The 20,280-nt window shown below is 53.3% G+C and carries 13 protein-coding genes; 11 read left to right on the top strand and 2 right to left on the bottom strand.

Annotation, left to right across the window (positions count from 1 at the left end; genetic code table 11):
* Positions 1-164: 164 nt before the first annotated feature.
* From ACO7SM_RS07910 to trhP, 11 genes are all read left to right on the top strand, one after another.
* Positions 165-1,412: an MdtA/MuxA family multidrug efflux RND transporter periplasmic adaptor subunit gene (locus tag ACO7SM_RS07910; protein ID WP_490470368.1), complete on the top strand. Its 1,248-nt coding sequence runs from the start codon at positions 165-167 to the stop codon at positions 1,410-1,412.
* Positions 1,412-4,534: an MdtB/MuxB family multidrug efflux RND transporter permease subunit gene (locus ACO7SM_RS07905; protein ID WP_490470367.1), complete on the top strand. Its 3,123-nt coding sequence runs from the start codon at positions 1,412-1,414 to the stop codon at positions 4,532-4,534. The genes ACO7SM_RS07910 and ACO7SM_RS07905 overlap by 1 nt, the downstream gene beginning before the upstream one ends.
* Positions 4,535-7,612, top strand: a complete 3,078-nt coding sequence (mdtC, locus tag ACO7SM_RS07900; RefSeq protein WP_490470366.1) for a multidrug efflux RND transporter permease subunit MdtC — start codon at positions 4,535-4,537, stop codon at positions 7,610-7,612. It begins immediately after the preceding gene.
* A 4-nt stretch (positions 7,613-7,616) separates the two neighbouring features.
* Positions 7,617-9,029: an MFS transporter gene (locus ACO7SM_RS07895; protein ID WP_490470365.1), complete on the top strand. Its 1,413-nt coding sequence runs from the start codon at positions 7,617-7,619 to the stop codon at positions 9,027-9,029.
* Positions 9,029-10,432 carry an envelope stress sensor histidine kinase BaeS gene (gene baeS, locus ACO7SM_RS07890; protein WP_490470364.1) on the top strand — a complete coding sequence of 468 codons (1,404 nt, stop codon included), beginning with the start codon at positions 9,029-9,031 and terminating at the stop codon, positions 10,430-10,432. Before ACO7SM_RS07895 ends, baeS begins: the two co-directional genes overlap by 1 nt.
* Positions 10,429-11,151, top strand: a complete 723-nt coding sequence (baeR, locus tag ACO7SM_RS07885; protein ID WP_490470363.1) for an envelope stress response regulator BaeR — start codon at positions 10,429-10,431, stop codon at positions 11,149-11,151. Before baeS ends, baeR begins: the two co-directional genes overlap by 4 nt.
* Before the next feature lie 28 nt (positions 11,152-11,179).
* On the top strand, positions 11,180-11,890 hold the full coding sequence (locus tag ACO7SM_RS07880; protein WP_490470362.1) for a tetratricopeptide repeat protein: 711 nt from the start codon (positions 11,180-11,182) through the stop codon (positions 11,888-11,890).
* Between the two features lie 26 nt (positions 11,891-11,916).
* Positions 11,917-13,116 (top strand): cytoplasmic protein, encoded by a 1,200-nt coding sequence (locus tag ACO7SM_RS07875; RefSeq protein ID WP_490470361.1) that lies wholly within the window; start codon positions 11,917-11,919, stop codon positions 13,114-13,116.
* Positions 13,113-13,832 (top strand): DUF1266 domain-containing protein, encoded by a 720-nt coding sequence (locus ACO7SM_RS07870; protein WP_490470360.1) that lies wholly within the window; start codon positions 13,113-13,115, stop codon positions 13,830-13,832. Before ACO7SM_RS07875 ends, ACO7SM_RS07870 begins: the two co-directional genes overlap by 4 nt.
* Before the next feature lie 11 nt (positions 13,833-13,843).
* Positions 13,844-15,955, top strand: coding sequence for a DUF4034 domain-containing protein (locus tag ACO7SM_RS07865; RefSeq protein WP_490470359.1), 2,112 nt, complete (start codon positions 13,844-13,846; stop codon positions 15,953-15,955).
* Positions 15,956-16,068: 113 nt separating this feature from the next.
* Complete coding sequence (trhP, locus tag ACO7SM_RS07860) at positions 16,069-17,430, top strand: prephenate-dependent tRNA uridine(34) hydroxylase TrhP (protein ID WP_490470358.1); 1,362 nt, start codon at positions 16,069-16,071, stop codon at positions 17,428-17,430.
* Between the two features lie 452 nt (positions 17,431-17,882).
* Here the strand turns inward: trhP and asd are convergent, their stop codons facing one another.
* Positions 17,883-19,001: an aspartate-semialdehyde dehydrogenase gene (asd, locus tag ACO7SM_RS07855; RefSeq protein ID WP_490470357.1), complete on the bottom strand. Its 1,119-nt coding sequence runs from the start codon at positions 18,999-19,001 to the stop codon at positions 17,883-17,885.
* 396 nt (positions 19,002-19,397) lie between these two features.
* Positions 19,398-20,114: a YebC/PmpR family DNA-binding transcriptional regulator gene (locus tag ACO7SM_RS07850; protein ID WP_490470356.1), complete on the bottom strand. Its 717-nt coding sequence runs from the start codon at positions 20,112-20,114 to the stop codon at positions 19,398-19,400.
* Positions 20,115-20,280 lie beyond the last annotated feature (166 nt).

Genomic DNA, 20,280 nt, shown 5'->3' with positions numbered 1-20,280 from the left:
GCGCGCTCTATTTTTGCCGATAATTGTTGCGTAACGCCTCGCAAAGCCCGTCGCCATTCAGACGAATCCAGACAGTGTTTCATAATTCCTCCATTATTCTCCCTTGTTAGATGGCTAAACTAGTATCATTCCGCGAAACGTTTCAGGATGAGAAACTTATAACGATGAAAGGCAGTAACAAATCCCGCTGGGTGTTCGCTATTGTGGTCGCAACGGTGGCCATTTCCGCAGTCTGGTTCTGGCACAATCGTGGTGAAACACAGGGAACAACGCCGGGTGCAACCGGGCATACACAACATCCCACCGGGCAAGGTCGACGCGGTATGCGCTCCGGCCCGTTAGCGCCAGTGCAGGCTGCAACTGCCGTGGAACAAGCGGTGCCGCGCTATCTGACCGGGTTGGGAACCGTGACGGCGGCCAACACGGTGACGGTACGCAGTCGTGTAGACGGTCAACTGATGGCGCTGCATTTTCAGGAAGGACAACAGGTCAAAGCAGGCGATCTGTTGGCGGAGATTGATCCCAGCCAGTTCAGGGTCGCGTTAGCGCAGGCCCAGGGACAATTAGCCAAAGACAACGCCACCCTGGCGAATGCCCGCCGTGATTTAGCCCGCTTTCAACAACTGGCGAAAACCAATCTCGTTTCTCGTCAGGAACTGGACGCCCAACAGGCGCTGGTCAGCGAAACCCAGGGAACGATCAAAGCTGATGAAGCCAGCGTCGCCAGCGCGCAACTCCAGCTTGACTGGAGCCGTATTACCGCGCCGGTTGACGGGCGCGTCGGTTTGAAACAGGTGGATATTGGTAATCAGATTGCCAGCAGCGACACCACCGGGATCGTCGTTATCACTCAGACACACCCTATCGATCTCATTTTTACCCTGCCGGAAAGCGATATCGCCACGGTGGTGCAGGCACAAAAAGCGGGGAAAACCGTCACGGTTGAGGCCTGGGATCGCACCAACGCACAAAAGCTAAGTGAAGGCGTATTGCTGAGCCTGGACAACCAGATTGATGCCACAACCGGCACCATTAAGATCAAAGCGCGCTTTAATAATCAGGATGATACGTTGTTTCCGAATCAGTTTGTCAATGCGCGAATGTTGGTTGATACCGAGCACAACGCGGTTGTTATACCGACTGCCGCCGTACAAATGGGTAACGAAGGCCATTTTGTCTGGGTATTGAATGACGAAAACAAGGTCAGTAAACATCAGGTGAAACCCGGCATTCAGGACAGCCAGAAAGTGGTGATTAGCGCCGGATTGTCCGTCGGCGATCGTGTCGTCACCGACGGTATTGACCGTCTGACTGAAGGGGCGAAAGTTGACGTTGTGGAGGCGCACTCCGCAACCCCAACTGACGGTAAAGCCACTACGCGAGAATATGGCAAAAAAGGAGCGAACTCCTGATGCAGGTGTTACCGCCAGGCAGAACGGGCGGCCCTTCCCGTCTGTTTATTCTGCGCCCCGTCGCCACAACGCTATTGATGGTGGCAATTCTGTTGGCCGGGATTATCGGCTATCGGTTCTTGCCCGTTGCCGCATTGCCCGAAGTAGACTATCCGACGATTCAGGTGGTGACGCTCTATCCTGGCGCCAGCCCCGATGTGATGACCTCCGCCGTCACCGCCCCCCTTGAGCGCCAGTTTGGGCAAATGTCGGGTCTGAAACAGATGTCGTCGCAGAGTTCAGGTGGCGCATCGGTGGTGACGCTACAGTTCCAGCTTTCACTGCCGCTGGATGTCGCCGAGCAGGAAGTGCAGGCCGCCATTAACGCCGCCACCAATCTGCTGCCGGACGATCTCCCTAACCCTCCGGTTTACAGCAAAGTTAACCCGGCAGATCCGCCCATTATGACGCTGGCCGTCACCTCTACCGCCCTGCCCATGACGCAGGTAGAAGATATGGTCGAAACACGGGTAGCGCAAAAAATTTCGCAGGTTTCCGGCGTCGGTTTAGTGACGCTTTCCGGCGGACAACGCCCGTCAGTACGCGTGAAACTGAATGCGCAGGCCATCGCCGCATTGGGACTCACCAGCGAAACCATCCGTACCGCCATCACCGGCGCGAACGTCAATTCGGCAAAAGGCAGCCTCGATGGCCCCACGCGCGCGGTAACGCTCTCCGCCAACGATCAGATGCAGTCCGTGGATGAATATCGCCAGTTGATCGTGGCTTATCAGAACGGTGCGCCTGTTCGCCTGGGCGATGTCGCCACCGTTGAACAAGGTGCAGAAAACCGTTGGCTGGGCGCCTGGGCCAATAAAGAACAAGCCATCGTGATGAATGTGCAGCGCCAGCCCGGCGCAAATATCATCTCCACCGCAGACAGTATTCGTCAGATGCTGCCGCAACTGACCGACAGTTTGCCGAAATCGGTCAAGGTGACGGTACTGTCAGATCGCACCACCAATATTCGCGCCTCGGTGACAGACACCCAGTTCGAGCTGATGCTGGCCATTGCGTTGGTTGTGATGATTATCTACCTGTTCTTGCGCAATATTCCGGCCACCATTATTCCCGGCGTCGCCGTGCCGCTGTCGCTGATCGGCACCTTTGCCGTGATGGTTTTTCTCGATTTCTCCATCAATAACCTGACGTTGATGGCGCTCACCATCGCCACCGGTTTTGTGGTGGATGACGCCATTGTGGTTATCGAAAACATTTCGCGTTATATCGAAAAAGGCGAGAAACCGCTGGCGGCCGCGCTCAAAGGGGCGGGCGAGATCGGCTTTACCATTATCTCGTTAACCTTCTCATTGATTGCGGTGCTTATCCCTCTGCTGTTTATGGGCGATATCGTCGGGCGACTGTTTCGCGAATTTGCCGTGACGCTGGCGGTTGCCATTCTGATTTCCGCCGTGGTGTCGCTAACGCTCACCCCAATGATGTGCGCACGGATGCTGAGTCAGGAATCTCTGCGCAAGCAAAACCGTTTCTCGCGCGCCTCGGAAAAAATGTTTGAACGCATTATCGCCGGATATGGTCATCTGTTGGCGAAGGTGCTCAACCATCCCTGGCTGACGCTCAGCGTCGCCCTGGGCACGCTGCTCCTGAGCGTAATGTTGTGGGTATTTATCCCAAAAGGATTCTTCCCGATCCAGGATAACGGCATTATTCAGGGAACGCTGCAGGCGCCGCAATCCAGCTCCTTCGCCAACATGGCGCAGCGCCAGCGTCAGGTCTCCGACCTTATTCTCAAAGACCCTGCCGTCGAAAGTCTGACCGCATTTGTCGGCGTGGATGGTACCAATCCGGCACTGAACAGCGCCCGTCTGCAAATCAACCTGAAGCCCCTTGATGAGCGCGACGATCGCGTTTCGCAGGTGATTTCGCGCCTGCAACACGCGGTAGACACCGTGCCGGGCGTGGATCTCTATCTTCAGCCGACGCAGGATCTCACCATCGATACCCAGGTGAGCCGTACGCAGTATCAGTTCACGTTGCAGGCGACATCGCTGGATGCGCTAAGTACCTGGGTGCCGCAACTGGTGGAGAAACTGCAGCAGTTGCCGCAGCTTTCGGACGTGAGCAGCGACTGGCAGGACAAAGGTCTGGTGGCGTATGTCAATGTCGACCGTGACAGCGCCAGCCGGTTGGGGATCAGCATGGCTGATGTCGATAACGCCCTGTATAACGCGTTCGGTCAGCGGCTGATTTCGACGATTTATACCCAGGCAAACCAGTATCGCGTGGTGCTTGAACACAACACGGAAAACACGCCTGGGCTGGCGGCATTAGATTCCGTGCGCCTCACCGGTCGCGACGGCGGCATTGTGCCGCTCAGCGCTATCGCCAGTATCGGGCAGCGTTTTGCCCCACTTTCCATAAATCATCTCGATCAGTTCCCGGTCACCACCATTTCCTTTAACGTACCGGACGACTATGCGCTCGGCGATGCGGTACAGGCGATTCTGGACACCGAAAAAACGCTCAGCTTGCCTGCGGATATCACGACCCAGTTCCAGGGCAGCACCCTCGCCTTCCAGGCCGCTCTCGGCAACACAGTCTGGCTTATCGTGGCGGCGGTGGTGGCGATGTACATCGTGCTCGGCGTGTTGTATGAAAGTTTTATTCACCCCATCACCATTCTCTCTACGCTGCCAACGGCCGGCGTCGGCGCGCTACTGGCCTTGATGATTGCAGGCAGTGAACTGGATGTTATCGCCATCATCGGCATCATTTTGCTGATTGGGATCGTCAAGAAAAACGCCATCATGATGATCGACTTCGCCCTTGCCGCTGAGCGCGAACAGGGCATGGCGCCGCGGGAAGCTATCTTCCAGGCGTGTTTACTGCGTTTTCGTCCGATCCTGATGACGACCCTGGCGGCGTTACTGGGCGCGTTGCCGTTGATGTTAAGTACCGGCGTAGGCGCTGAATTGCGCCGTCCACTGGGCATTGGCATGGTGGGCGGTCTGCTGGTCAGCCAGGTATTGACACTGTTCACCACGCCGGTCATTTATCTGCTGTTTGACCGCTTATCGCTGTCGATGAAAAACCGCTTTTCGCGCCGGGAAGAGGAAGCGTAAATGAAATTTTTCGCCCTTTTCATTTATCGCCCGGTCGCCACCATTTTGATCGCTATCGCGATTACGCTGTGCGGCGTACTGGGCTTCCGGCTGTTGCCGGTCGCGCCGTTGCCGCAGGTAGATTTCCCGGTGATCATGGTAAGCGCCTCGTTGCCGGGCGCGTCGCCGGAAACCATGGCCTCTTCGGTCGCCACGCCGCTGGAACGCGCGCTGGGCCGCATTGCCGGTGTCACTGAAATGACCTCCAGCAGCTCGCTGGGCAGTACGCGCATTATTCTTGAGTTTAATTTCGACCGCGATATCAACGGCGCGGCGCGTGACGTACAGGCGGCGATCAACGCCGCACAAAGTTTGCTCCCCAGCGGAATGCCCAGCCGCCCGACCTACCGGAAGGCCAATCCGTCTGATGCGCCGGTCATGATCCTGACGCTGACATCGGATACCTGGACTCAGGGCGAGCTGTATGACTTTGCCTCAACGCAGGTTGCCCAGACTATCGCCCAAATCGACGGCGTGGGCGATGTGGACGTCGGCGGCAGTTCGTTACCCGCTGTGCGCGTTGGGCTGAATCCACAGGCGCTGTTTAACCAGGGCGTTTCGCTGGACGATGTACGTACCGCCATCAGCGATGCCAATGTGCGAAAACCCCAGGGCGCGCTTGAAGATCAGCACCAGCGCTGGCAAATACAGACCAATGATGAACTGAAAACAGCCGCGGAATACCAGCCGCTGATCATTCATTACAACAACGGCGCGGCGGTGCGCCTCGGCGATGTCGCCACGGTCAGCGACTCGGTGCAGGATGTGCGTAATGCCGGGATGACCAACGCGAAACCGGCGATATTGTTGATGATCCGTAAACTACCGGAAGCCAACATTATCCAGACGGTGGACGGTATTCGCGCGAAGATCCCTGACCTGCAAACGCTGATCCCGGCCTCCATTGATTTACAAATCGCCCAGGATCGCTCTCCGACGATTCGGGCCTCGCTGGAAGAGGTAGAACAGACGCTCATCATCTCCGTCGCCCTGGTGGTGCTGGTGGTGTTTTTGTTCCTGCGTTCCGGGCGGGCAACCTTTATCCCTGCTGTCGCCGTGCCGGTTTCGCTGATTGGCACCTTCGCCGCCATGTATCTGTGCGGATTTAGCCTGAATAACCTGTCGCTGATGGCGTTAACCATTGCGACCGGTTTTGTCGTCGATGACGCCATCGTGGTGCTGGAAAACATCTCCCGCCACCTTGAAGCGGGAATGAAACCCTTACAGGCAGCGCTACAGGGAACGCGGGAAGTGGGCTTCACGGTGCTCTCCATGAGTCTGTCGCTGGTGGCGGTGTTCCTGCCGCTGTTGCTGATGGGGGGATTACCCGGCAGGCTGCTGCGCGAATTTGCCGTGACATTGTCGGTGGCTATCGGGATTTCACTGCTCGTCTCGCTGACCTTAACCCCGATGATGTGCGGCTGGATGCTCAAATCAGGCAAACCACGCGAGCAGAAGCGTAAACGGGGTTTCGGACGTCTGCTGGTCGCATTACAACAAGGTTACGGCAACTCACTGAAATGGGTGTTAAAACATACCCGTCTGGTGGGCGTTGTCCTGCTTGGCACCATCGCACTGAATATCTGGCTCTATATTTCGATCCCGAAAACCTTTTTCCCTGAGCAGGATACCGGGGTGTTGATGGGCGGCATTCAGGCCGATCAGAGCATTTCGTTTCAGGCGATGCGCGGTAAACTCGAAGACTTTATGAAAATCATCCGTGACGATCCGGCGGTGAATAACGTCACCGGTTTTACCGGCGGTTCGAGAGTCAACAGCGGCATGATGTTTATCACCCTGAAGTCACGCGATGAGCGGCATGAAACGGCACAGCAGATCATCGACAGGCTGCGGGTTAAGCTTGCAAAAGAGCCCGGCGCCAATCTGTTTCTGATGGCAGTACAGGATATCCGCGTCGGTGGACGTCAGGCCAACGCCAGCTATCAGTACACGTTGCTGTCCGATGACCTGGCGGCGCTTCGCGAATGGGAGCCTAAAATTCGTAAATCGCTCTCCTCACTTTCGCAACTGGCCGATGTTAACTCCGACCAGCAGGACAATGGCGCGGAGATGGATCTGATATACGATCGCGATACCCTGTCACGGCTGGGTATCGACGTTCAGGCGGCGAACAGTTTACTGAACAATGCCTTTGGTCAGCGGCAGATTTCGACCATTTATCAGCCGATGAACCAGTATAAAGTGGTGATGGAAGTGGACTCGCGCTATACCCAGGACATCAGCGCTCTGGATAAAATGTTCGTGATTAACAATGACGGGAAAGCCATTCCGCTCTCAAGCTTTGCAAAATGGCAGCCCGCTAACGCGCCGCTGTCGGTCAATCATCAGGGGTTATCTGCCGCCTCGACCATCGCTTTTAACCTGCCGACCGGAACATCGCTTTCCCAGGCCACCGACGCTATCAACCGCGCCATGACACAGCTTGGGGTGCCGTCTACGGTTCGCGGCAGTTTTGCCGGTACCGCACAGGTGTTCCAGGACACCATGAACGCCCAGGTGATTTTGATTCTGGCGGCGATCGCGACGGTCTACATCGTGTTGGGGATGTTATATGAAAGCTATGTTCACCCGCTGACCATTCTCTCAACGCTCCCCTCTGCGGGTGTCGGCGCGCTGCTGGCGCTGGAACTTTTTGATGCCCCGTTCAGCTTAATAGCCCTGATAGGGATCATGCTATTAATTGGCATTGTGAAGAAAAACGCCATCATGATGGTCGATTTTGCGCTGGAGGCGCAGAGAAATGGCAATCTGACGCCGGAACAGGCGATATTTCAGGCCTGTTTGCTGCGTTTTCGCCCCATCATGATGACCACGCTGGCGGCGTTATTTGGCGCACTGCCGCTGGTGTTATCAAGCGGAGACGGCTCAGAGTTACGCCAGCCGTTGGGGATTACCATTGTCGGAGGGCTGGTCATGAGTCAGCTCCTGACGCTCTATACCACCCCGGTGGTGTATCTCTTTTTTGACCGTCTGCGGCTACGTTTTTCACGTAAAAACAGCAAAACCGTCCCGGTATAGAAAAATGACAGAACTTCCCGACAGCACCCGCTGGCAACTTTGGATTGTGGCATTCGGCTTTTTTATGCAGTCGCTGGATACCACAATTGTGAACACCGCGCTTCCCTCGATGGCGAAAAGTCTTGGGGAAAGTCCGCTGCATATGCACATGGTTGTCGTGTCGTATGTGCTGACCGTGGCCGTGATGCTCCCCGCCAGCGGGTGGCTGGCGGACAAAATTGGCGTGCGTAACATTTTCTTTTCCGCCATCGTCCTGTTCACGCTGGGATCGCTGTTTTGCGCGGGCGCCAACACGCTTAATGAGCTGGTGATGGCGCGCGTGCTACAGGGTGTTGGTGGCGCAATGATGGTACCCGTCGGCAGGCTAACGGTGATGAAAATCGTCCCGCGCGAACAGTATATGGCCGCCATGACGTTCGTGACGTTGCCCGGTCAGATTGGCCCGCTGCTCGGCCCGGCATTAGGGGGCATTCTGGTGGAGTACGCCTCCTGGCACTGGATTTTCCTCATCAACATTCCCGTTGGGATCGTCGGCGCTATCGCCACATTGCTGCTGATGCCCAACTACACAATGCAAACGCGGCGTTTTGATCTCTGCGGATTTTTTCTGCTGGCCGTCGGCATGGCAGTCCTCACGCTGGCGCTTGACGGCGGCAAAGGCTCGGGGATCTCTTACGCCGCGCTGGCGCTGCTTATCGCCAGCGGCTGCGTGGCAATCCTGCTGTATCTCCGGCATGCGAAGGACAATCCACGCGCCCTGTTTAGTCTGAACTTATTCCGCACTCATACCTTTTCACTCGGTCTGCTCGGCAGTTTCACCGGACGTATCGGCAGCGGTATGCTCCCCTTCATGACCCCGGTATTTTTACAGATTGGGTTAGGCTTTTCGCCCTTTCATGCCGGGTTAATGATGATCCCGATGGTGCTCGGCAGTATGGGGATGAAACGGATAGTGGTACAGGTAGTCAACCGGTTTGGCTATCGCCGGGTACTGGTCGCCACCACCCTCGGTCTGGCGCTGGTCAGTCTGCTGCTTATGGTCACGGCGCTGCTGGGCTGGTATTACCTCCTGCCTTTTGTGCTGTTCCTGCAAGGGATGGTGAACTCAACCCGCTTCTCCTCGATGAATACCCTGACGTTGAAAGACCTTCCGGACGATTTAGCCAGCAGCGGCAACAGTTTGCTGTCAATGATTATGCAGTTGTCGATGAGTATTGGCGTGACCATTGCCGGATTATTGCTGGGGATGTTTGGTCAACAACACTTCACCGCCGGGGCAGGCGAAACGCAAACCGTCTTTATGTATAGCTGGCTTTGTATGGCGTTCATCATTGCACTCCCGGCGATTATTTTTTCCCGGGTTCCTAACGACACACACAAAAACACGGTCATTTCGAGGCGAAAAAGGAGTCTGTGATGAAATTCTGGCGGCCCGGTATCACCGGTAAACTGTTTCTGGCTATTTTCGCCACCTGCATTGTTTTGCTCATCACCATGCACTGGGCCGTACGCATTAGCTTCGAGCGCGGATTTATTGACTACATCAAACAGGGCAATGAGCAGCGTTTGCAACTGTTGAGCGACGCATTAGGCGAGCAGTACCAGTTACATGGCAACTGGCGTTTTTTACGCAACAACGATCGTTTTGTGTTCCAGATCCTGCGCTCTTTAGAACATGATAAGGACGATGACAAACCCGGCCAGGGGATGCCGCCGCACGGCTGGCGCACCCAGTTTTGGGTCGTCGACCAAAATGCCCGCGTTCTGGTTGGCCCCAGAGCTCCTGTCCCCCCCGACGGCACGCGGCGGGCCATCCTCGCGAATGGCATGGAAGTCGGCGCGGTTATCGCCTCCCCTGTCGAACGCTTAACGCGCAACACCGACATTAATTTTGATAAACAACAGCGGCGAACCAGTTGGCTGATTGTGGCGTTATCCACGCTGCTGGCCGCGCTGGCGACCTTTTCACTGGCGCGTGGACTGCTGGCCCCCGTGAAACGCCTGGTGGAAGGTACGCACAAACTGGCAGCCGGTGATTTCACCACCCGCGTCGCCTCCACCAGCACAGATGAACTGGGCAAACTGGCACAGGACTTTAACCAGCTCGCCAGTACGCTTGAAAAAAACCAGCAAATGCGCCGCGATTTTATGGCCGACATCTCTCACGAACTGCGCACGCCGCTGGCCGTTCTGCGCGGTGAACTGGAGGCGATTCAGGACGGCGTGCGGCAATTCACGCCAGAATCCGTGGCCTCGCTCCAGGCCGAAGTTGGTACATTGACCAAGCTGGTAAACGACCTGCATCAACTGTCGATGTCCGATGAGGGGGCACTGGCGTACCAGAAAACCCCGGTCGATCTTATTCCTCTACTGGAAGTTGCTGGTGGGGCGTTTCGCGAGCGTTTCGCCAGCCGGGGGCTGACGTTGCAGCTTTCACTACCCGACAGCGTCTGCGTGTTTGGCGACCGGGATCGCCTGATGCAACTGTTCAATAATCTGCTGGAAAACAGTCTGCGTTACACCGATAGCGGTGGCGGTCTGCATATTTCCGCTGAACAATGCGACAAAGCGTTGCTGTTGACCTTCGCTGATTCCGCGCCCGGCGTTAGCGACGAACAGTTGCAGAAACTGTTTGAACGTTTTTACCGAACGGAAGGCTCCCGTAACCGCGCCAGTGGCGGCTCCGGGCTGGGCCTGGCGATTTGCGTCAACATTGTGCAGGCGCATAATGGCCACATCCGCGCAGCCCATTCGCCTTTTGGCGGGGTTAGCATTACAGTAGAGTTACCGCTGGAACGCGATTTACAGAGAGATGTATGACAGAGTTACCCATTGATGAAAACACACCACGCATTTTGATTGTGGAAGATGAACCCAAACTGGGACAACTGCTTATCGACTATCTGCGCGCCGCGAGTTATGCGCCGACCCTGATCGGTCACGGCGATCAGGTGCTGCCTTACGTACGTCAAACACCGCCCGATCTGATCCTGCTGGATCTCATGCTGCCCGGCACCGACGGTTTAACCCTGTGTCGGGAAATCCGTCGTTTTTCTGAAGTTCCAATCGTCATGGTGACGGCCAAAATTGAAGAGATCGACCGGCTGCTGGGGCTGGAAATTGGCGCTGATGATTACATCTGCAAACCCTACAGCCCGCGTGAAGTGGTCGCCCGCGTCAAAACCATTCTTCGCCGTTGTCGCCCCCACAAAGAGCTGCAACAACTGGACGCCGACAGCCCGCTGATTGTCGATGAAGGCCGCTTTCAGGCCTCCTGGTGCGGTAAGATGCTCGATTTAACGCCTGCTGAATTCCGCTTGCTGAAAACCCTTTCGCACGAACCGGGCAAGGTCTTTTCTCGCGAGCAACTGCTCAATCACCTGTATGATGATTACCGTGTGGTGACCGATCGCACCATTGATAGCCACATTAAAAATTTGCGCCGTAAGCTGGAATCTCTGGACGCCGAGCAGTCATTTATTCGTGCCGTCTATGGTGTTGGGTATCGCTGGGAAGCGGATGCCTGTCGGATTGTTTAACGTCATTCAAAAGGACGAAGGAACTGTTATGGATATAAGACATAGCGCATTACTGCTTGTGCTTTTCTCAGGTCTCACTCACGCAGAAATCTCTGAGCAACAAATTGCCGCCGATTGCGCAAAAATCCCCGACTATGCCCGTCAGGGTGAGCAACTCTACAAAGCGAAAAACTACGTCAAAGCGCGTGAAGCGTTTGAAAATCAGGTAACCAGGAGCGAAAGCTGTCGGCTTGACGACAAAGCCATCGCCACGGCGTACAACAACGTTGCGCTCACCTGGATGCGTGAAGGCCAGTGGCGTAAAGCCCGCGCCTGGCTCATGATCAAACCGGACGACAGCAAGTCTGCCTACAATCTGGGACTGATCAAAGATAAGCTGGCGGCGTTGCCCGCCCCCTCAACTGCGGCGGGTGAATACTGGAATTACGCGGGGCTGGGCTCGTGGGAAACGCTTATCATAAAACCACTGAAAAATAAAGACGAATACCAGGTAGATTTTCAGGGCTATTATTTTGGCATGATGGCGATATATTACGGTCCCAACATGGGCGAGTTTTCTGAGAAGGTCACGCTCAAAAACAATGGCGGCGTCATCGCGCTCAGAGAAGGCGATTATATCCATTGTGACATCGCGTTAACCGTCTCGCCCGACGCTATCGACGTGAAAACAGATGATCCCAACCAGTGCGGTTTTGGTGCTAACGTCAGCGCCGACGGGCGTTATCTTCGCGTTGACTGACGTTCACAAACCCGGCTGGGAAGGCCATGAGCGAAGAAAACGTTAAGACATACCAGCCCCGCAATGTCATCAATTCCACTGATGTCATGGCGACCATTACGTCGCGCAGTGAACAGCGCGGCGACAGCGAAGACATTCGCCGCTGGTTGACTAACCACTTTTATCGCTGGGCTATCGGTAGCTTTCCCCTCGTTTCCCCCATTCGAAACGCACTTGATTATGCCACCTGGTTCGGCGCGCAGACTGAAATGCCCGAATGGTTGCCGCCAAAACTCACCGGCGGCGCAACGTTCTACTACCTCGACCCGCAGCACACGGAATTGCACGCCACGGAGCGCAATTTGGTGGAGTTTCTCTCCCGTCAAAATGACACCCGACTGGCGGGTAAACTGCAGCGAATCAACTGTTTTACCGCTCTGGCGATGCGCGAAGCGGAACATAAAAAAATGCAGCGCCGCCGTCAACAAGGCTGGTATCCCGCCACCCAGGAGGCACTAAAAAGCGTGCTCAGCGTGGCCTGCGGGACGCTGGTTGAAGTTGACGCCACGCATCCGGCGCTGCGCTGCGAAATGGCCTATGAGTCCTGGCACATGCAGCACTGCGTGGGGCAATTTCAGGATAATAACGCCCTGACAGGCGGCTACGGTGACTACTACGCCAGACACATTGAACAGGGGACAATGCGCCTGTTCAGCCTGCGTGACGAAAATAATATTCCTCACGTCACCATTAGCCTGCGGGTAAAACCTGGTGGGCTGGAAATCGAGCAGATCAAAGGCAAACAAAACCGTCATCCGGTGAAAAAATACGCCACCGATGTTTTGCAATTCCTGCGTCACATTGCGCCACAACCGACGCGCCACGCCGACTGCGAAGGTATGGGAATTGTTTACGAAAATACGCCGGAGCATGAGGGCTGGAAATTCATTAACGATATCCACGATGAAAGTTTTCTGCTGAGCGTGCTGCACAATAATTTTCATCTGCTGCGACACGTCACGGCTCCGCCCGTCGCGCTACAGTGGCTGCTGCTACACAGTTCGCCGGGTGAACTACACCAGCTACAGACGATTGACCCCGCGGTCGCCACAGCAGCCGAAATGTTGTACCCACAGCAATTGTGGCATCCCACCGTTGCCGGAAAAAACACCTCCAGCGAACCGTTTGAAATTGAAAGCATCACGCTGCAAACCACCCGCTATTTAACCGCTGATGAGAGGAAATGACGTTGCATCTCCTCCTTTCACTGCTGGTCGCCATCGTATTGATTATCTGGAAATGCAAAAAAGCGGCGCGAAGAAAAACCCCCACTGCGCAAGAGCAAGAACAACAGCGGCTGGCAGAACGACGCCGCGACACCCGTCGCCGCAAATGGGCGCTGGCGCTGGCGGATATTCTCATTTTGCGCAACGGTCTGAAAACGAATGACGTCACGCTGGCGTTGCCAATTGATGAACATAAACGTCAACACCTGGCACAGCAGGTAAAAAAAGAGCTGGGGCTCGCGGAAAATCTGCGTGAAGACGCATTACGCCAGCAGGTTGCGGATATTTTGCAGCGCTGGCCAGCGGGCGTCGGTAAGACGCCACAGGGGTTTTATGAGCAGTTAGCTGCCCGGGGACAGGTGCGTGACGCGCTGGCTTTCGACTGCGCGCGTACCGCCTTTTTAACGCGTTGCATCGCCGGATTAGGCTGGTGTCGCGACGATCAGGCATGGCTGGTTTTACTCCTCAACGCCCAGCGTGCTCAGGACTGCTTTCACAGTTGGGAAGATTACGCTACCGCTTACGTTCGCGCGCGCCAGACATGGCTGGAGCTGCACCACACACCGACGACAATCACCGGGCGCGATCTCCAGGAAGTCATGCAGTATCTGGAAGATCCACTCAGCCACTGGCAAGAATTGCCGTGGAATGACTTTAAAATTTTTGAACTCAATTGAGAGACGAACATATGGAATTGAACGATCGCGTACTCAATGCTACCGCGACAATGTGCAACCACAAAATGGCGGAAAACAGCGGGCAACGGGAGTGGTTCATCGCCGATATCGCCAGTTTCCTGCGCCATAAGCGCTATGATGAGCTGGACGAGCTGTTTAACCATGCGCTGACGGAAAGCTTCACCAGCCGGGAAGCGGAAAAACGCTATTTCCTCGCCTGGACGCAGATGTGTAACTCCCTCTATGATCTGGAGCCGCTCGTTGAAGCCGGAGCAGAAGGCCTGGCGCTTATCAAAGCCTGGCAAAACGCGCGTCCGCGTTCCACACACGCCTGGCTTGCGCAAGTACAATACTGGAACCATCGCGCCTGGTTGTACCGCAGCTACGGCTGGGCGCGCGACACGTCGCACGCCATGTGGATTTGCGCCAGCGCCTGTAATGAACAGATGATGATCGCCGCCATCAACGCTATCGACTGCGATCCGCGCCAGTGGATGGCCGCGTCCCTCGCCAACACCAACGCGCAGGTCTTTGGTTTTCCCGACTGGATGGCCGATTTTCTTGAAGGCAAAGACACCGTCGGCACCGCAGGCGCCCCGAAACTTGCCGATTACCACCAGCGTTCGCCGCAGGAACTTGATGCACTGATGGCCCATTCTGGTTTGTCGCTGGAAAACGCCGTTTGCCCTTCCCTGCCGCGACCGTCTGTGCTGCTGACCGCTGACGATGACTTCAGCCCCAATTACTGGCTCACCGTATGTCTGAGGATTTTCCCAACGGCATACGCTGCATTGGGCGAATATCTTCCGTTTCGCATGCCGCGCTGGAACGGCTCCCATGAAGAAATTACTGCGTTTCTGGCGTCAGGCGCCTGTGCGCATCTCTCTGATAGCGAACGCGAACACCTGGAGCTACTGATCTGGTGGGATGAATATCGCGACCTGAGCGTCAAAGAGATTGACGAGCCAGAGATAAGAATCAAAACCATCGCGAAAGCGCAAGCCGTTGCCTGCCATGCCCGCAATCAGGAAGATCGCCATAATGCGCTGGGGTGGCTGCTTAACTGCTATGACGATTTAGACGATGAAGAGGCGCTCTGGGGCTGCATTCAACACGCGGTGATGGAGAAAAAGAAGTTAGACAATTACTTCACTTATCAGGCCCTGAGGTTTGCGCTACGTGATTTCCCCAACAGCCACTGGATCTATAATTTTATTTGTCAAAATTCAGAGCGTGCTGAAGGTTGGGCGGCGGTGATTTATCGCGGTTATTTCCAGCTCGCGGGACTGTTTGGCTTTGAGCAAAATACCGAACGAGGCAAGGCCTGGCTGGAGCGCGTTTCAGACATACAACACAGCGCGACCTGGAAATGGACGATTCGCTCCTTCGGCTGGCTCAACCGTCCTGAGCATTGCGTACCGTTGGCGGAGGTTGGCGCAAAGCGTAATATTCCCGGCGCGCTACACTGGCTGGCGGATGAATATAACAATCGGGACACTGGCACCCTTGTGCCTTATAAAACCACCACCGCGCTGAACTATTATCAGCATGCCGCACAGATTCTGCGTGACCACATCGCCCAGCGCGACAGCACGCCCTGGCGTCTAATAGCCAATGGCGGCTATAGCGGGTACGAAGCGGATTTACGCGATATTTATTTCAGTCTCGCCATCTGCAATCAGCGACTGTGCATGGAAGATGACGATCCCGCAAAGTGGGCAGGCTACGAAAAAAATCTCCTCGATTATCTCTTAAAGGCGCATCAACTGGGTCACGAACAGGCCTGGGGTTTGTTCCTGCTCAACATTTTTGAAGTTACCGATCTGACGCTGGCGCATTCTCATTTAGCAGTTATCCAGGAAGAGGCTCAAAAAGGGACGCTTCAGGCGATGGTGACGCTCGCGCGATTACACGGCAACAAGCAAGATAAGGTGCTGTTTAATATAAAACAAAGTGCTCGCTGGACTCACTTTGCCGATACGCTGTACCCCGACAATGAGCTGGTCAGAGATTGTCTTTACAGGCTGCATTTCGATACGCGCTGGAAACGCATGCGTTATACCTGGCATACCGTGCGTATCCCGGCCTCGGAATTGCCCGGCCAGGTCAACCCGATGGTGTAGCCGTTTACTCACAGGCCCGCTAGCGCTACAATGCCCGCCCTTAAAGTGGGGGCACTCCCCTAACCGTCCCACCCGTTGGGACGGATCTGACCTGTCATCAGAACGAGAAAACTATGTTTAAACCGGAACTCCTTTCCCCGGCGGGAACGCTGAAAAATATGCGTTACGCTTTCGCTTATGGCGCAGATGCTGTTTATGCGGGCCAACCGCGTTATTCACTGCGCGTGCGCAACAATGAATTCAACCACGAAAATTTGCAGCTCGGCATTAACGAAGCCCATGCGCTTGGCAAAAAATTCTACGTGGTTGTTAACATCGCCCCGCATAACGCGAAACTGAAAACCTTTATCCGCGACCTGAAACCGGTGGTGGAAATGGGTCCGGATGCCCTGATCATGTCCGATCCCGGGCTCATTATGCTGGTGCGCGAGCACTTCCCGGAAATGGCCATTCACCTCTCTGTTCAGGCGAACGCCGTCAACTGGGCAACGGTAAAATTCTGGCAGCAAATGGGACTGACCCGCGTGATCCTCTCCCGCGAACTGTCGCTGGAAGAGATTGAAGAGATCCGCAGCCAGGTGCCTGAAATGGAGATTGAAATCTTCGTTCATGGCGCACTGTGCATGGCCTACTCCGGCCGCTGCCTACTTTCCGGTTACATCAACAAGCGCGACCCGAATCAGGGAACCTGCACCAATGCATGTCGTTGGGAATACAACGTGCAGGAAGGGAAAGAAGATGCGGTCGGTAATATCGTCCACAAATACGAACCGATCCCTGTCCAGAACGTTGAACCGACGCTGGGTATTGGCGCGCCCACTGACAAAGTATTCATGATCGAAGAAGCTCAGCGTCCGGGCGAGTACATGACCGCGTTTGAAGACGAACACGGCACCTACATCATGAACTCGAAGGATCTGCGCGCCATCGCCCACGTTGAACGTCTGACGCAGATGGGCGTACATTCGCTGAAAATCGAAGGTCGAACCAAGTCTTACTACTACTGCGCACGCACCGCGCAGGTGTATCGCAAGGCCATTGATGATGCCGCAGCGGGTCGTCCATTTGACCCGCAACTGCTGGAAACGCTGGAAGGTCTGGCGCACCGCGGTTACACCGAAGGTTTCCTGCGTCGCCACACTCATGACGATTACCAGAATTATGAGTATGGATTCTCCGTTTCGGAGCGTCAGCAATTTGTCGGTGAGTTTACCGGCGAGCGTAAAGGTGAGCTGGCAGCGGTAATCGTGAAGAATAAATTCACCGTCGGCGACAGCCTCGAGCTGATGACGCCGCAAGGCAATGTGAACTTTACCCTTGAGCAGATGGAAAATGCGAAAGGCGAAGCAATGCCGGTGGCGCCTGGTGACGGTTACACGGTCTGGATGCCAATCCCGCAGGATATCGACCTTAACTATGCATTGTTAATGCGTAATTTTGCCGGTGAATCCACGCGTAACCCGCATGCTAAGTAATTAATTCGTGTTATTTTTTCATGATGGAATGATTTTTAGAAACCGATCACATACCGCTTCGTTTATTAAGGGTATTATCCATCCGCTGAAAAACATAACCCATAAATGCTAGCTGTACCAGGAACCACCTCCTTAGCCTGCGTAATCTCCCTTACGCAGGCGTATTTTTTTAAATACTTCAATAAAATAAAAAGATACCTTTCGGGTCACATCTATTTATTGGCCACAACAAAACCTAAAGCCTCGCTCAAGCGGGGCTTTGATATTTTTAGAGAATCTAAAGGGATAGCGGCCCTGTGAGTCCTTATCGCTTATGTTTTGAACGTCTGCGGGGAGCGGAAATACTGATTTGTGAACAGCACAGATAATCAGCCAATACTAAACACCTGCACGTTATCAGTATTATAAAAGCACCTGCTTAGCAGGTACTTTTATGGCTCAAATACAATAAATCAAACTTTACCCAGCAGAATATTCAACATGCGACGTAAAGGTTCCGCCGCCCCCCACAAAAGCTGATCGCCGACTGTCAGAACTGAATAGATGGGTTCATTGTTAAGCGCCATTTTCTTGTAACGACCAATCCCCACCTGAAGAGAACCGCTGATATGAGCGGGAGTCAATTTACTGACACTCTCTTCCTTGTTATTTGGCACATAGCTAACCCAGGGGTGGGCACCCGTAACGAGCTCCATAAATTCTGATTCACTGACTTCACGCTTAAGTTTCATGGTGATTGCAGCACTGTGACAGCGGATCACGCCGACCCGAATACACAAGCCGTTAACCGGGATTGTCCCGGGAGCAAGGCCAAGAATTTTGTTGGTTTCAGCCTCGCCTTTCCATTCTTCGCGACTATTCCCATCCCCTAAGTCACTGTCAATCCACGGAATGATACTGCCCATTAAAGGAGCACCGAAGTTCTGGATTGGCATACCCGTACTGTTAATCAACTCACTCACTTTATTGACTAAAGGAAGCACTGAGTCTGAAGAAGTCAGTTCATCGCTGGATAAAAAGTTGCTTATATAAGCGCTTTGCGCAATTAACTCTCTTACATGCTTAGCCCCGGCACCGGATGCCGACTGATAGGTCATCACACTCATCCATTCAATCAGGTCAGCCTTTATTAGCCCTGCAAGCCCCATCAGACTCAGCGTAATTGAACAGTTGCCACCAACAAAAAGTTTAATACCCTCTTTGATTGCGCGATCAATATTTGTGCGGTTTACGGGGTCGAGAATAATACAGGCTTTTTCATCCATCCGCAGCGCTGAGGCGGCATCAATCCAGTAGCCCGCCCAGCCATGTTCAATTAAAGCAGGATATATTGACTTGGTATAATCCCCGCCCTGACACGTTATGATGATGTCCATTTCTGCAAGCGCATCAATAGAGTTAGCGTCTTTGAGAGTATAGCTAACGCCCCCGATGACTGGGCCGGCGATTCCCGCACTGGAGGTACTATAAAAATGAGCAGAAATACCCTGAAAATCGTTCTCTTCCACCATGCGCTGTAGCAAAACAGAACCGACCATTCCTCGCCAACCAATAATACCAACTTGCTTCATTTACCAACCCCTGAAATGTTATGAAAATGTTAATTTCAGTGCATGTTATATCTCATTCCTTAATTAATGTCATTACGAATTACGTCCCTCCCCCTCATTATTAAAATATTTCATCAAGGGTTAGTCGAAATGATGAGCAACATCAGCGATAAGAACCCGATCCCGGGGTATAAAATATTAAAGGAGATAGATTCGTGTGTTATTCACATGAAAGGGTTAAACGTGAGGATACCGGATGGATAGTTAAGGCCAGAGATTTAAATTAATATAATTTCTTTTTGGAGATAGCAGTTTTTATCTATTTTTTATAATAAAAACATCTGGCCAGATATGTTTTTATAACAGCGTTATAAGATTAAAAAATCTGCCATAATGACAGATTTCTTTAATTTATAATTAGAGATTTGCAACGTTATGATATACTTTTTGAACATCATCGTCATCTTCAAGGGCATCAACAAGTCCTTCAAAGATTTCTAAATCTTCTGGTGAAAGTTCAATTTCTGATTGAGCAATCATTTCTAATTCTGTTGTTGAGAACTCGGTAATTCCAGCCGCTTTCAGAGCTGCAATTCCTTTATGAAGGTCTGTAGATTCGGTATAAATAACGATGTTACCTTCTTCTTCGGTTACATCACGAACCTCAACTTCAGCATCAAGCAAAATTTCAAAAATATGGTCAGGGTCTGTTCCTTTAAATACAATCACCCCAGTATTGTCAAACATATAGCTGACAGCACCTGCCGCACCGATATTCCCGCCTTTTTTATTGAAAATTGAGCGGATATTAGCAATCGTACGGTTAACATTTGAAGTCAATGTTTCAGCAATAATCATTGAACCATTTGGTCCAAAGCCTTCATAACGGCCTGGCACGAATGTTTCATCTCCGCCACCTTTGGCTTTATCAATTGCTTTATCAATAACGTGTTTTGGAACTTGTGCTTGTTTCGCACGTTCAATAACGAATTTTAAAGATGAGTTTGATTCTGGATCTGGATCACCTTGTTTAGCAGCGGCATAGATTTCTACACCGAATTTTGCATATACGTTAGACGTTGCACCGTCTTTAGCCGTTTTTTTAGCAACAATATTGGCCCATTTACGTCCCACTGGAATAGTCCCCTCAAAAATTTATTTACATTACCGGCAGGTTAATAATCTGCACGTTTTTCTGTCACATTATATCATGATATGTAAATTCTCGTCTACGAGAAATAAAAAATTCCGATTTTATGAGATGTTACTTTAATTTCATCAATAGTTAACATTGCGGATA

This window comes from Citrobacter sp. LJND-P06, assembly GCF_058188415.1.
Note: the sequence above shows the minus strand (reverse complement) of the source record. Positions and strands in the feature narration are given on the sequence as shown.